General features: G+C 55.7%; 11 protein-coding genes. 7 read left to right on the plus strand and 4 right to left on the minus strand.

What is annotated here, in order from left to right:
* Positions 1–31: 31 nt before the first annotated feature.
* Complete coding sequence (gene djlA / locus K6L24_RS17825) at positions 32–853, minus strand: co-chaperone DjlA (protein ID WP_062747480.1); 822 nt, start codon at positions 851–853, stop codon at positions 32–34.
* Between the two features lie 268 nt (positions 854–1,121).
* On the opposite strand from djlA, the gene lptD reads away from it, so the two are divergent.
* The 6 genes from lptD to apaH are packed head-to-tail and all read left to right on the plus strand — an operon-like array spanning position 1,122 to position 7,859.
* On the plus strand, positions 1,122–3,500 hold the full coding sequence (lptD, locus tag K6L24_RS17830) for an LPS assembly protein LptD (protein WP_118664650.1): 2,379 nt from the start codon (positions 1,122–1,124) through the stop codon (positions 3,498–3,500).
* Positions 3,501–3,554: 54 nt separating this feature from the next.
* Complete coding sequence (gene surA / locus K6L24_RS17835) at positions 3,555–4,850, plus strand: peptidylprolyl isomerase SurA (RefSeq protein ID WP_062747475.1); 1,296 nt, start codon at positions 3,555–3,557, stop codon at positions 4,848–4,850.
* A complete protein-coding gene (pdxA, locus tag K6L24_RS17840; RefSeq protein WP_062747473.1) occupies positions 4,840–5,832 on the plus strand; it encodes a 4-hydroxythreonine-4-phosphate dehydrogenase PdxA in 993 nt (330 codons plus the stop codon). Before surA ends, pdxA begins: the two co-directional genes overlap by 11 nt.
* Positions 5,825–6,646: a 16S rRNA (adenine(1518)-N(6)/adenine(1519)-N(6))-dimethyltransferase RsmA gene (rsmA, locus tag K6L24_RS17845; protein ID WP_062747471.1), complete on the plus strand. Its 822-nt coding sequence runs from the start codon at positions 5,825–5,827 to the stop codon at positions 6,644–6,646. Before pdxA ends, rsmA begins: the two co-directional genes overlap by 8 nt.
* A gap of 2 nt (positions 6,647–6,648) precedes the next feature.
* The gene (gene apaG, locus K6L24_RS17850; RefSeq protein ID WP_062747469.1) at positions 6,649–7,026 is read left to right on the plus strand and encodes a Co2+/Mg2+ efflux protein ApaG; all 378 of its coding nucleotides are present in this window, start codon (positions 6,649–6,651) and stop codon (positions 7,024–7,026) included.
* Positions 7,027–7,040: 14 nt separating this feature from the next.
* On the plus strand, positions 7,041–7,859 hold the full coding sequence (gene apaH / locus K6L24_RS17855) for a bis(5'-nucleosyl)-tetraphosphatase (symmetrical) ApaH (RefSeq protein WP_062747467.1): 819 nt from the start codon (positions 7,041–7,043) through the stop codon (positions 7,857–7,859).
* A gap of 47 nt (positions 7,860–7,906) precedes the next feature.
* Here the strand turns inward: apaH and folA are convergent, their stop codons facing one another.
* The gene (folA, locus tag K6L24_RS17860) at positions 7,907–8,389 is read right to left on the minus strand and encodes a type 3 dihydrofolate reductase (protein ID WP_191927756.1); all 483 of its coding nucleotides are present in this window, start codon (positions 8,387–8,389) and stop codon (positions 7,907–7,909) included.
* Positions 8,390–8,578: 189 nt separating this feature from the next.
* Between folA and K6L24_RS17865 the strand changes: the two genes are divergently transcribed.
* The gene (locus K6L24_RS17865; RefSeq protein ID WP_062747465.1) at positions 8,579–9,193 is read left to right on the plus strand and encodes a LysE family translocator; all 615 of its coding nucleotides are present in this window, start codon (positions 8,579–8,581) and stop codon (positions 9,191–9,193) included.
* A 79-nt stretch (positions 9,194–9,272) separates the two neighbouring features.
* Here K6L24_RS17865 and K6L24_RS17870 read toward each other — a convergent pair whose 3' ends face one another.
* Positions 9,273–10,016 (minus strand): acid phosphatase, encoded by a 744-nt coding sequence (locus K6L24_RS17870; RefSeq protein WP_222681692.1) that lies wholly within the window; start codon positions 10,014–10,016, stop codon positions 9,273–9,275.
* Positions 10,017–10,240: 224 nt separating this feature from the next.
* A complete protein-coding gene (gene carB / locus K6L24_RS17875; protein ID WP_118664654.1) occupies positions 10,241–13,465 on the minus strand; it encodes a carbamoyl-phosphate synthase large subunit in 3,225 nt (1,074 codons plus the stop codon).
* Positions 13,466–13,467 lie beyond the last annotated feature (2 nt).

Genomic DNA, 13,467 nt, shown 5'->3' on the forward strand with positions numbered 1-13,467 from the left:
AACCTTTTTTCGGTTCGCCCTCTTTCACCGATTATTTAAATCCTTTCTCGCGTTTGATCAGGTCGTATGCCCCCTGAATTTCCTGCGCTTTCTGCTTCGCCATCTCCATCATCTCCGGTGGTAAACCTTTCGCTACCAGTTTATCCGGATGATGTTCGCTCATCAGCTTACGATAGGCACGCTTAATGGTGGTGGCATCATCGCTACTCCTGACCCCCAGTACGCTGCAGGCATCGTCCAACGTAGGCCCGCGCTGGGCGCCGGCAAATCCACCCTGTGAAGATCCGCCCTGATACGCCCCGCCGCCAAATTGCTGGCCGCTTTCCATCATGCGCAGGAACTGGTCAAACTGCGCCCGGGAAATACCCAGCTCCTCAGCGATGACATACAACACCTGGCGTTCATTGGGATGCAGCGAACCGTCGGCAAAGGCGGCCTGAATCTGAATTTCCAGGAACATTCGGATCAGGTCAAAGCGGCCAAAGCAGGCGCTGCGCAGTTCACGCAGCTTATCGCGCAGGGGATAGTCGCCCTGCTTACCTTCACGAAAGGCCTGCTGTGCTGCCGCCCGTCCGGCCGCATCAAGCTGCATACGATCCATTAACAGCGACGCCATCTGAATATCGGCGTCCGTGACCCGGCCTTTCGATTTCGTCAGATGCCCCATCACCTGGAATGTGGTGCGGAAAAACAGCGCCTGGCGGGTCTGCTGATTCGCAAAATATCCCTGACGGGCAGGTGAGCGCGCTTTATCAATCAGATGTCCGGCCAGCAGGCCAAAAACCACGCCCCAGAAGCCCGCGCCGGACAATAAACCCAGCACAAGACCCAAAACTTTTCCCCAATAGCGCATATACTCCTCAATTCGCCATGCTGAAGGCTAAAAATTGCATTATCATACCTGTCATTTCTCTCACAGCCTATTGGTACGCGGCCAGACAATCAGAAGTATACCCGAATGATTTCAAGAAGCAGAAGGCAGTTCCGGGCTAAACCCGCACACCGACTAAAAACAGGTGACCCGGGAGAGGAGCGCTGTCAAACTCAACATATGCTTGAAAGATTAAGGGTATGACTAGCGCAATGCAGTTGAGTACGTTAGTCTCTGACCGTTTGTCGGCATGATGCCAGTGATTACGGAATTCTCGATACCGCGTATGAATAAAAGACTACCTACATTGCTGGCCACGTTAATTGGTACAGCTCTTTACAGCCAGCAAGGGTTGGCCGATGACCTCGCATCACAGTGTATGCTTGGGGTGCCCAGTTACGACCGTCCTCTGGTGCAGGGAAAGGCGACGAATCAGTTGCCCGTCACCATCGATGCCGATACCGCCAAAGGCAACTATCCTGATGACGCCGTCTTTACGGGTAATGTTGATATCCGTCAGGGTAACAGCCGCCTGCAGTCCGATGAAGTTCAGCTGCATCAAAAAATGCTTAACGGGCAAACGACGCCGACGCGAACCGTCGATGCCCTGGGTAATGTGCACTATGATGACAACCAGGTCATCCTGAAAGGTCCGAAAGCCTGGTCCAATCTGAATACCAAAGATACCAACGTCTGGAACGGTAACTATCAGATGGTGGGTCGCCAGGGGCGCGGTGTCGCGGACCAGATGAAGTTGCGTGATAATAACCGCTACACGATCCTGGAAAATGGCACGTTCACGTCCTGCCTGCCGGGACAAAACAGCTGGAGCGTGGTGGGTTCTGAAGTGATCCACGACCGCGATGAACAGCTGGCTGAAATCTGGAATGCCCGCTTTAAAATCGGTCCGGTGCCGGTATTTTACAGCCCTTACCTGCAGTTGCCGGTCGGCGACAAGCGCCGCTCCGGGTTCCTGATCCCGAATGCGAAATACGGCAGTAATACCGGCTTCGAATTTATGCTGCCGTATTACTGGAACATTGCGCCACAGGCCGATGCCACGCTGACACCACACTACATCAGCCGCCGTGGTATGCAGTGGCAGAATGAGTTCCGCTACCTGACCGTTGCCGGCCAGGGCCTGATGCAGTTCGACTACCTCGGTTCAGACAGTTTGTATAACCGAGAGCATCCGGACGATAAAGATTCCAACCGCTGGCTGTTCTACTGGCGCCATACCGGCGTTTACGATCAGCACTGGCGCTTCAATGCTGACTACACCAAAGTCAGCGATCCGTACTATTTTAACGATCTCGACTCCACGTACGGTTCCACCACCGATGGTTACGTCACGCAGAAGTTCAGTATTGGCTACGCTGATACCAACTGGGATGCCACGCTGTCGACTAAACAGTTCCAGATTTTCTCGACCAATGCGACCCGTGACGTCTATCGCGCCGAACCTCAGCTCGATATTAATTATTACCAGAATGATGTCGGCCCGTTTGATACTCATCTGTATGCCCAGGCGGTAAAATTCACCAACGTCAATGAGAAGCTGCCGGACGCCACGCGTCTGCACCTTGAGCCGACGATTGATTTACCGATGTCAAACGGCTGGGGAAGCCTGAACACCGAAGCCAAACTGCTGGCCACGCATTATCAGCAGGACAATATTGAGTACTACAACTCTCTGTCGGGCAACAGTGACAATCAGTTAAAAGACTCGGTCAACCGCGTGATGCCGCAGTTCAAAGTTGATGGCAAGATGGTATTTGACCGCGACATGGACTGGGCAAAAGGGTACACCCAGACGCTGGAACCGCGCGTACAGTACCTCTACACGCCGTATCGCGACCAGAGTGATATCCGTGCCTATGACTCTACGCTGCTGCAAAGTGACTACACGGGCCTGTTCCGTGACCGCACTTACAGCGGTCTGGATCGCATCGCCTCCGCAAACCAGGTCAGCACCGGTGTCACCTCGCGAATTTTTGATGATCAACTGGTTGAACGTTTTAACGCTTCCATTGGTCAAATCTACTCGTTCACCCCGGCTCGTACCGGGTTAAACACCACGAGCGACGATGACAGGGGGAGCCTGGTATGGGCTGGCGACAGTTACTGGAAGATCAGTGACCGGTGGGCAGCGCGCGGCGGACTGCAATATGACACTAACCTGAATGATATTTCGCAGGGTAATGCCGTACTGGAATACCGCCGGGATGCAGACCGGATGATCCAGCTGAACTACCGCTACACCAGCAAGGAGTATGTGCAGCAAACGCTGACCAGCTTAAATAACCCGCTTTGGCAGCAGGAGATTTCGCAGATCGGTGCTACTGCCAGCTGGCCAATTGCTGATGCATGGTCTGTCGTTGGGGCCTGGTATTATGATACCAAAGCCAACCAGGCTGCCGATCAGCTGATTGGCGTGCAGTACAGCTCCTGTTGCTATGCGCTCCGCCTTGGCTACGAACGTAAGATCAACGGTTGGGAAAACGACAACAGTAAGTACGACAATAAAATCTCGTTCAACATTGAACTGCGTGGCCTCAGCCCAAGCTATGGGTTAGGTACCGGTCAGATGCTGCGTCAGGGCATCCTGCCCTATCAACGCGCTTTCTGATGTTGTGATGTTTGGTAGGCAAACCCGCAGTGCGGATAGAAGAATGGAAAAAGTATGAAGAACTGGAGAATGCTGATCCTCGGTGCAGCCCTGACAGCCAACACGGCGTTCGCAGCCCCGCAAGTTGTTGATAAAGTTGCTGCTGTAGTGAATAACGGCGTAGTGTTGGAAAGTGATGTGGATGGCATGATGCAGTCCGTAAAAGGCCAGTCGCAGCAGGCAGGTCAGCAGCTACCGGATGACAAAACCCTGCGTCACCAGATCCTTGAACGTCTGGTGATGGATAATATTTTGCTGCAAATGGCAAAACAGGCCGGTATTCAGGTGTCCGATGCCCAGTTGGACCAGGCGATCGGTAACATTGCCGCTCAGAATAAAATGAGTGTCGATCAGTTGCGCAGCCGTCTGGCGTACGATGGTATGAACTATGCCACCTACCGTGAGCAGATCCGTAAGGAGATGCTCACCTCAGAAGTGCGCAACAACGAAGTTCGCCGCCGCGTCACCATCCTGCCCCAGGAAGTGGATCAGCTCGCTACGCAGCTGGCGTCACAGAATGATGCCGGTACAGAGCTGAACCTGAGCCACATTCTGCTGCCACTGCCAGAGAACCCGACTCAGCAGCAGGTGGATGACCAGGAAAGCCTGGCCAGACAGCTGGCTGGCGAAGCGAAGTCCGGCGCTGATTTCGGCAAGCTGGCAATCACCTACTCTGCCGACCCACAGGCGCTGAAAGGCGGCAACATGGGCTGGGGCCGTATTCAGGAGCTGCCATCCCTGTTTGCTCAGGCGCTGGTGACGGCGAAGAAAGGTGACATCATTGGTCCGATCCGTTCGGGTGTGGGTTTCCATATCCTGAAAGTGAACGATATGCGCGGTGATAACCAGAGCATCTCGGTAACTGAAGTTCATGCACGCCATATCCTGCTCAAGCCCTCGCCGATCATGACTGACGATCAGGCACGCCAGAAGCTGCAGGAAGTGGCCGCAGAGATCAAAAGCGGCAAGCTGACCTTCGCTGATGCGGCGAAACAGCTGTCGCAGGATCCAGGTTCAGCGAACCAGGGCGGCGATCTCGGCTGGAGCTCACCGGAGGTGTTCGACCCGGCTTTCCGTGATGCCCTGCTGCGCCTGCAGAAAGGCCAGATGAGCGGTCCGGTGCACTCCTCCTTCGGCTGGCATCTGATACAGCTGATGGATACCCGTAAAGTCGATAAGACCGATGCAGCGAAGAAAGAGCGTGCTTACCGCCTGCTGTTCAACCGTAAGTTCTCCGAAGAAGCGCAGACCTGGATGCAGGAACAGCGCGCGGCTGCCTACGTGAAGATTCTGGATCCGAATGCGCAGTAGCCAACGCGTGGTGATTACTCCCGGCGAACCCGCCGGGATTGGTCCCGACTTAATCGTTCAACTGGCCCGGCAAGACTGGCCGGTTGAGCTGGTTGTCTGTGCCGACCCTGAGCTGCTGCGCACCCGCGCGGCAGCTTTGCATTTACCCCTGACTCTGCGCCTCTATCAGCCGGACCGTCCCGCAGTGCCACAGCAGGCCGGCACCCTTACCGTGCTGCCGGTACCGCTGGCGCAGCCTGCCGTACCGGGTGAGCTCTGCGTCGAGAATGGTCAATACGTGCTGGCCACGCTTGCCCGCGCCTGCGACGGCTGCCTGAGCGGCGAGTTTGCCGCACTGATCACCGGACCGGTCCACAAGGGCGTGATTAACGATGCGGGTATTCCTTTCAGCGGGCATACTGAATTCTTCGCTGAACGTGCCGGGTGTGAACGCGTGGTCATGATGCTGGCAACGGAGGAGCTGCGCGTGGCGCTGGCCACCACCCATCTGCCGCTGAAAGAGGTTGCGGACAGCATCACACGTGACAGCCTGCATGAGGTGATCACCATCCTGAATGCGGATCTGCAACGCCAGTTTGGTCTGCCTGCGCCGCATATTTTTGTCTGCGGTCTGAATCCGCATGCGGGTGAAGGCGGCCATATGGGTCGTGAAGAGATAGACGTCATTATCCCGGCGCTGGAAGAACTCCGGCAGCGCGGAATACGGCTGACCGGGCCGCTGCCTGCTGATACGTTGTTCCAGCCGAAATATCTGCAACATGCCGATGCGGTGCTGGCGATGTATCACGATCAGGGACTTCCGGTGCTAAAATATCAGGGCTTTGGTCGGGCGGTGAATATCACCCTCGGTCTGCCATTTATCCGCACGTCTGTTGACCATGGCACAGCTCTTGAGCTGGCCGGAAGCGGTCAGGCTGATGCGGGCAGCTTTAAGACGGCGCTTAACCTCGCCATTACCATGATTAAGAGCAGTAATGAATAGTCGCGTTCACCAGGGCCACTTTGCCCGCAAACGTTTTGGACAGAACTTCCTTAACGATCCGTACATTATCGAAAGTATTGTTAATGCCATCCACCCACAGAAGGGTGAAGTGGTGGTTGAGATCGGCCCCGGCCTTGCTGCGCTTACCGAGCCGGTAGGGGAACGTCTGGATGCCATGACGGTCATTGAAATTGACCGTGACCTGGCCGCGCGTTTGCAGACTCACCCTTTTCTTGGCCCTAAGCTGACCATTTTCCAGCAGGATGCCATGGCCTTTGACTTCGCCGCCTATGCGCAGGAAAAAGGGCAAAAGCTGCGCGTGTTTGGTAATCTGCCCTATAACATTTCCACCCCCCTGATGTTCCACCTGTTCAGCTATACCGGTGCCATCCAGGACATGCACTTTATGCTGCAAAAAGAGGTGGTGAATCGCCTGGTTGCCGGTCCTGGCAGCAAAGCCTATGGCCGTCTGACCGTCATGGCGCAATATTACTGCCAGGTGATCCCGGTGCTGGAAGTGCCACCAGAATCCTTTACCCCGGCACCGAAAGTCGATTCCGCCGTGGTGCGTCTGATGCCTTATGCGCAGATCCCTCACCCGGTTGACGATATTCGTGCCCTGAGTCGCATCACCACAGAAGCTTTCGGCAAACGTCGTAAGACGCTGCGTAACAGCCTGGGTCATCTGTTCTCTGCCGACGCGCTGGCAGAAATGGAGATTGATCCGACGCTACGTGCGGAGAATATCAGCGTTGCACAATATTGCCGTCTGGCGAACTGGTTGACTGCGCATCCTCAGCCGCAGGAGAACTGAGTATGAACAATACGCCCAAAGTCTGTGTTCAGGTGCAAAGTGCTTACGTCGCGTCACAGTCTGCACCTGATGAAGAACGTTACGTGTTTGCTTACACCATCACTGTTCGTAATCTGGGGCGTATCCCGGTTCAGCTCATCGGCCGTTACTGGTTAATAACCAACGGTAACGGCCGTGAAACCGAAGTTCAGGGTGAAGGCGTGGTGGGCGAACAGCCCCACATCGAACCCGGCGGCGAGTTTCAGTACACCAGCGGAGCGATACTCGAAACCCCAATGGGCACCATGCAGGGCCACTATCAGATGCTCGATGCCGATGGTGAGTCCTTCGTCGTTGATATCCCGGTCTTCCGTCTGGCCATTGCCACCCATATTCATTAAACCGGCCTTTTTGCATGAGCACTTATTTAATCGGTGATGTTCACGGTTGCTACGACGAGTTGCGTTCGCTGCTTGATCAGGCGCAGTTTGACCCGGCGTCCGATCAGCTCTGGCTGACCGGAGACCTGGTGGCTCGTGGGCCTGCGTCACTGGAAGTTCTGCGTTTTGTGCGTTATCTGGGCGACTGCGTCAGACTGGTGCTGGGCAACCATGACCTGCATCTGCTGGCGGTGTATGCCGGTATCAGCCGCAATAAACCCAAAGATCGTATCACGCCGCTACTGGAAGCCCCTGACGCTGATCTGCTGATCAACTGGCTTCGTCGTCAGCCGTTGCTTCAGGTTGATGAAGAAAAAAAGCTGGTCATGGCCCATGCCGGGATAACCCCGCAGTGGGACATTGAAACGGCACAAAGCTGCGCACGTGAAGTGGAAGCCGTACTGAGCAGTGATACTTATCCGCTGTTTCTCGATGCCATGTACGGAGATATGCCTAACAACTGGTCCCCCGAGCTGACGGGGCTGGCCCGCTTACGCTTCAGCACCAATGCCCTGACGCGGATGCGTTTTTGCTTCCCGAACGGCCAACTGGACATGATTGCGAAAGAGGCTCCGGACAGTGCTCCTCCGCCGTTAAAACCGTGGTTCAACATTCCCGGAGTCGTACCGCGCGATTATACCATCGTGTTTGGTCACTGGGCTTCGCTGGAAGGAAAAGGTACACCAGAAGGGATTATTGCCCTGGATACCGGCTGCTGCTGGGGAGGTACGCTGACCATGCTGCGCTGGGAAGATAAGCGTGTATTTACTCAGGTGTCGAACCGCGAACGATAACAGAGCCCAGGTCGGGCGGACCGGTACAGCGTGTCCGCCCCGGCCAGTTAACGGCGATCTAAAATCTCGAAGCAGAAGCTGTGGGAGTTCTTCTCATCCGCATCATGGAATTCGCTGAACACGGACTGCCATTCATCCGGTTCATAGTCCGGGAAATGGGTGTCCCCTTCCACTTCTGCATCAATATGCGTCAGATACAGGCGGTCTGCGCGCGGCAGTAATTGTTCATAAATACGCCCACCGCCGATCACCATCAGTTCCTCAACATCCCCTGCCGTTTTCAGCGCCTCCTCAATCGAGGTTACCCAGGTCACCCCGGCTGCATCGCCTTTCTGGCTGCTGATAACAATGTTCAGACGCCCTGGCAGCGGACGGCCAATTGATTCCCAGGTGCGACGGCCCATGACCACTGGCTTGTTGAGGGTGTGCTTCTTAAACCACGCCAGGTCGGCAGGCAAGTGCCAGGGCATGGCGTTTTCCATCCCAATAACGCGGTCAGCCGCAAGGGCTGCAATCAGGCTAATCATCATATCAAACTCAGCAGGGGGTAAAATTGGCGCCATGATACGTAAAGGCGAAACTTTCGTCGATAGGTAAGCGGAGGATATTCGGTAAAGGTTTTTCAGTGTATCGGTTACATCACCTTCCGCCTATTTTTCGCCGCACAAAACAAGGAGACATGGTAGAATCTGCCGCTCAATCCGCTAAAGACCGCCACTATGTTAGAAACCAGCTTATTCGTCGCCACGATTGTGGTGCTGGGCATGCTCTCCCCCGGCCCTGACTTTTTTCTGATTATCAAAAACGCCGCACGTTACCGTCGCAGCGCCGCGCTGATGAGCGCATTAGGCGTAAACTGTGCCGTTGCCACCCATATGGCTTACTGCGTGGCCGGGCTGGCCGTGGTCATCACCACAACGCCGTGGCTGTTTATGCTGCTGAAATATGCCGGTGCCGCCTATCTGATTTATATCGGCATACAGGCGCTGCTGTCGCGCGGTGGCAGCAAGATGGACCTCAGTAACGTGACGCCCGAGCAAACCTCACTGAAAAAGGCCTTTTTGCAGGGTTATTTGTGTAACCTGCTGAATCCTAAAGCGACGTTATTTTTCCTGTCGATCTTCACACAGGTTCTGAGTGTTGACTCGAGCCTTCACGAGAAGCTGCTGTATGCGGGCATCATCCTCGGCCTGTCCATGCTGTGGTGGCCGCTGCTGGTGATGTTGATCCAGAGTGGCCCGGTGCGTCGCGGGCTGGCAAAAGCCCAGCGTATCGTTGATAAGCTGCTCGGCGGCGTACTGATCGCCCTGGGGATTAAGGTGGCGTTGTCCTGATGGGGGGTGGAGGGCGCTGATAAAGGCGCCCCCGCCTGTCTTTCAGCGCGGGCGGAACAGACCGCCCGCAAAAGGTGTCTTAATGAGCACTGCCCTTCAGGCGTTTAAATTCATCTTTGGCTTTTTGCAGCTGAGTCACGAAGGTGGGTTCCGCGTGCAGACGCGCCACAATCGCCGATGCGACGACGCGGGCGGCGGTGACGTCACTCTGCCAGTGATATCCACAGATGACACGACTTTGCCCCATCTCATAGCCCCGCTGTAAAATCTGCCCCTGCCGTTCGGTATTAATTTCAGACAGCACCAGCGCCGTTGCCCAGCCGATAGTGGTATGCCCGGAAGGGTAAGAACCGTTGATAGAGAGCTTGCCTTCATCGTCGGAGCGACAGGTCGCTTCGTGATAGAACGCAAACGGACGGATGCGCATGTAATGCTCTTTGGCGCTGCGCGTCGCCAGATCGCCCGCATCTTCGCGCATTTTCTTCACCAGACGGTACTGCTCAGGGGTTTTCTCTGGCGAGATCGTCATGCCGTACGCTTCTGAGAACGCTTCGGCTACGCCATCGCCTTCGACATTAGCATCTTTCCACGCCTGCTTCCCTCGCGGCGTATTGCGCAGCATCTTACCTGCATCGTACTGGGTTTTATCGTTCAGGAACTCAATGCTGTCCATGGCGGGAGGGGGAGGCAACAGCGCCAGGCTGTCAATCGACTGCGACTCTTTCAGGAAGTAAACGTCAGGTTTGGTTGTCACATCTTTTGCCGCATACGCAAACTGCGACATCACTGCACCGATCAGCGTGGCCAGTACAATTTTTTTCATCATCATTTCCCTATAATTGTGGGTATTAAACGGGCTGTTCATTCAGCCCAGAATATAAAAAAATCGAGCCTGGACAATACTATAGGATGCAGGCGATGCTGCAATGGCGGAGATCACAAAACCCGTAATCCCTGTAACAAACCTGAGACAAAAAAAAGGCCAATCGTCAGATCGGCCTTACAGCAGCAGGACGGGCCAGAGTCAGCCCCATTTCACTGGCGAGATTATGCGTTAATCTGCGCGTGCATCTCCTGTACGGAAATGACCTGATCCGTCGCGCTGGAGTGCAGGGAAGTCGTGGTGGCGAATGCACCGTTCAGCGTGGTGTCGTAGTGCACTTTATACTGCAGCGCACTGCGGCGGATCAGCTTGGAGTCCTCAATCGCCTGACGCCCTGCGGTGGTGTTAACGATGTACACGTACTCCCCGTTTTTCACCCGATCCTGAATGTGCGGTCGGCCTTCGTGCACTTTGTTGACCTGACGCACCGCAATCCCGGCGGCCTTCAGCACGTCGGCAGTGCCGGCGGTAGCATCCAGTTCAAAGCCGAAGTCCTGCAGACGCTGCGCCAGTTCAACGATGCGTTTTTTATCACCTTCGCGCACTGACAGCAGCGCACGGCCACTTTTCTTCATGTTGCTCTGTGCGCCCAGCATCGCCTTGCAGAACGCTTCAGCAAAGGTCCGGCCTACACCCATCACTTCGCCCGTTGAACGCATCTCCGGGCCAAGGATCGGGTCAACGCCCTGGAACTTGTTAAACGGCAGCACCACTTCTTTCACCGAGTAGTACGGCGGGATGATCTCTCTGGTCACGCCCTGGGCAGCCAGCGTTTTACCGGCCATCACGCGTGCAGCCACCTTCGCCAGCGGCATGCCGGTCGCTTTGGAGACAAACGGTACGGTACGGGCGGCACGCGGGTTCACCTCAATCAGGTAAACTTCATTATCCTTCACCGCAAACTGCACGTTCATCAGGCCGCGTACGCCCAGCTCAAACGCCAGCTTTTTCACCTGCTCACGCATGACGTCCTGAATGTCCTGACTCAGCGTGTAGGCTGGCAGGGAACACGCCGAGTCACCGGAGTGCACACCGGCCTGCTCAATGTGTTCCATGATACCGCCGATCAGCACCTGCTCACCGTCGCAGATCGCATCCACGTCGACTTCAACCGCGTCGTCAAGGAAGCGATCCAGCAGCACCGGGGCGTCGTTAGAAACCGAGACCGCGGTGTTGAAGTAGCGCTTCAGGTCAATTTCGTCGTACACGATTTCCATCGCCCGGCCACCCAGTACGTAAGACGGGCGCACCACCAGCGGATAGCCAATCAGCGCCGCTTTTTCTACGGCCATATCGATGGCGGTGACGGTGGCGTTGGCCGGCTGCTTCAGGCCCAGGCGCTCAACGGCCTGCTGGAAACGTTCGCGGTCTTCAGCACGGTCAATGGCGTCCGGGCTGGTACCGATAACCGGTACACCGGCGGCTTCCAGCGCGCGCGCCAGCTTCAGTGGGGTCTGGCCACCGTACTGCACGATAACGCCTTTTGGCTTTTCGATGCGCACAATTTCCAGCACGTCTTCCAGGGTCACGGGTTCGAAGTACAGACGATCAGAGGTGTCGTAGTCGGTCGATACGGTTTCCGGGTTACAGTTGACCATGATGGTCTCGAAGCCGTCTTCACGCAGCGCCAGCGAAGCATGAACGCAGCAGTAGTCAAACTCGATGCCCTGGCCGATACGGTTTGGACCGCCGCCCAGCACCATGATTTTATCACGGTCCTGATTCGGGTTCGCTTCACACTCTTCTTCATAGGTGGAGTACATGTAGGCGGTATTGGTCGAGAATTCCGCCGCACAGGTATCAACACGCTTATACACCGGATGCAGGTTATGCTGCTCGCGTAGCGCACGGATTTCCGCTTCAGACACGCCAGCCACATCCGCCAGGCGCGCATCGGCAAAGCCTTTGCGCTTCAGCGTGCGCAGGAAGTCATAGCTCAGGCCGTTAATACCCTGTTCTGCTACCTGACTTTCCAGCGTCACCAGCTCTTCAATCTGCACCAGGAACCAGCGGTCAACGTTGGTCAGCGCAAAAACATCGTCCACGCTCATCCCGGCGCGGAAGGCATCAGCGATATACCAGATACGGTCGCAACCGGCATCTTTCAGCTCGCGGCGAATAGTGGTCAGCGCTTCCGGGTCATTCAGGTCAACTTTCGGGTCGAAACCATGAGCACCGACTTCAAGGCCACGCAGCGCTTTCTGCATCGATTCCTGCAGGGTGCGGCCAATCGCCATCACTTCACCCACAGATTTCATCTGCGTGGTCAGACGATCATTAGCCCCGGCGAACTTTTCAAAGTTGAAGCGTGGAATTTTCGTCACAACGTAGTCGATAGACGGCTCAAACGAGGCCGGGGTCAGGCCACCGGTAATGTCGTTAGTCAGCTCATCCAGCGTAAAGCCCACCGCCAGCTTGGCGGCAATTTTGGCAATCGGGAAGCCGGTGGCTTTAGACGCCAGCGCAGAAGAACGCGACACGCGTGGGTTCATCTCGATAACGATCAGACGGCCATTCTCCGGGTTAACGGAGAACTGTACGTTAGACCCGCCGGTTTCCACGCCGATTTCACGCAGCACCGCAAGCGAAGCGTTACGCATGATCTGGTACTCTTTATCGGTCAGCGTCTGGGCTGGCGCAACGGTAATGGAATCACCCGTGTGGATGCCCATGGCATCAAAGTTTTCGATGGAGCAGACGATGATGCAGTTGTCGTTTTTATCACGCACCACTTCCATCTCATACTCTTTCCAGCCAATCAGCGACTCATCAATCAGCAGCTCATTAGTCGGTGACAGATCGAGGCCGCGCTCACAGATCTCTTCGAACTCCTCGCGATTGTAGGCAATACCGCCACCGGTGCCGCCCATTGTAAAGGAAGGTCGGATGATGCACGGGAAGCCGACGTCAGCAGCCACGGCCAGCGCTTCTTCCATGGTGTGGGCGATCCCTGAACGCGCCGTATCGAGGCCGATTTTTTTCATTGCCACGTCGAAACGACGGCGGTCTTCGGCTTTATCAATCGCGTCAGCGGTAGCACCAATCATGGTTACGCCAAACTCTTCCAGCACGCCCTGGCGCTCTAATTCTAACGCACAGTTCAGCGCCGTCTGGCCGCCCATGGTCGGCAATACTGCATCCGGGCGCTCTTTTTCGATGATCTTCCGCACCACTTCCCAGTGAATCGGCTCAATATAGGTTGCATCGGCCATGTCCGGGTCGGTCATGATGGTGGCCGGGTTAGAGTTCACCAGAATAACGCGGTAACCCTCTTCACGCAGCGCCTTACAGGCCTGGGCACCGGAGTAGTCGAATTCGCAGGCCTGGCCGATGACAATCGGGCCAGCGCCCAGGATCAGGATACTTTTTATGTCTGTACGTTTTGGCATTC

This window comes from Erwinia persicina (genome assembly GCF_019844095.1).
GTDB classification, from domain to species: domain Bacteria; phylum Pseudomonadota; class Gammaproteobacteria; order Enterobacterales; family Enterobacteriaceae; genus Erwinia; species Erwinia persicina.

Excerpts from the sequence above, each read along its gene's own strand:
- djlA (WP_062747480.1), bottom strand. The coding sequence starts at position 853 with ATGCGCTATTGGGGAAAAGTTTTGGGTCTTGTGCTGGGTTTATTGTCC.
- lptD (WP_118664650.1), top strand. The coding sequence starts at position 1,122 with ATGATGCCAGTGATTACGGAATTCTCGATACCGCGTATGAATAAAAGA.
- surA (WP_062747475.1), top strand. The coding sequence starts at position 3,555 with ATGAAGAACTGGAGAATGCTGATCCTCGGTGCAGCCCTGACAGCCAAC.
- pdxA (WP_062747473.1), top strand. The coding sequence starts at position 4,840 with ATGCGCAGTAGCCAACGCGTGGTGATTACTCCCGGCGAACCCGCCGGG.
- rsmA (WP_062747471.1), top strand. The coding sequence starts at position 5,825 with ATGAATAGTCGCGTTCACCAGGGCCACTTTGCCCGCAAACGTTTTGGA.
- apaG (WP_062747469.1), top strand. The coding sequence starts at position 6,649 with ATGAACAATACGCCCAAAGTCTGTGTTCAGGTGCAAAGTGCTTACGTC.
- apaH (WP_062747467.1), top strand. The coding sequence starts at position 7,041 with ATGAGCACTTATTTAATCGGTGATGTTCACGGTTGCTACGACGAGTTG.
- folA (WP_191927756.1), bottom strand. The coding sequence starts at position 8,389 with ATGATGATTAGCCTGATTGCAGCCCTTGCGGCTGACCGCGTTATTGGG.
- K6L24_RS17865 (WP_062747465.1), top strand. The coding sequence starts at position 8,579 with ATGTTAGAAACCAGCTTATTCGTCGCCACGATTGTGGTGCTGGGCATG.
- K6L24_RS17870 (WP_222681692.1), bottom strand. The coding sequence starts at position 10,016 with ATGAAAAAAATTGTACTGGCCACGCTGATCGGTGCAGTGATGTCGCAG.
- carB (WP_118664654.1), bottom strand. The coding sequence starts at position 13,465 with ATGCCAAAACGTACAGACATAAAAAGTATCCTGATCCTGGGCGCTGGC.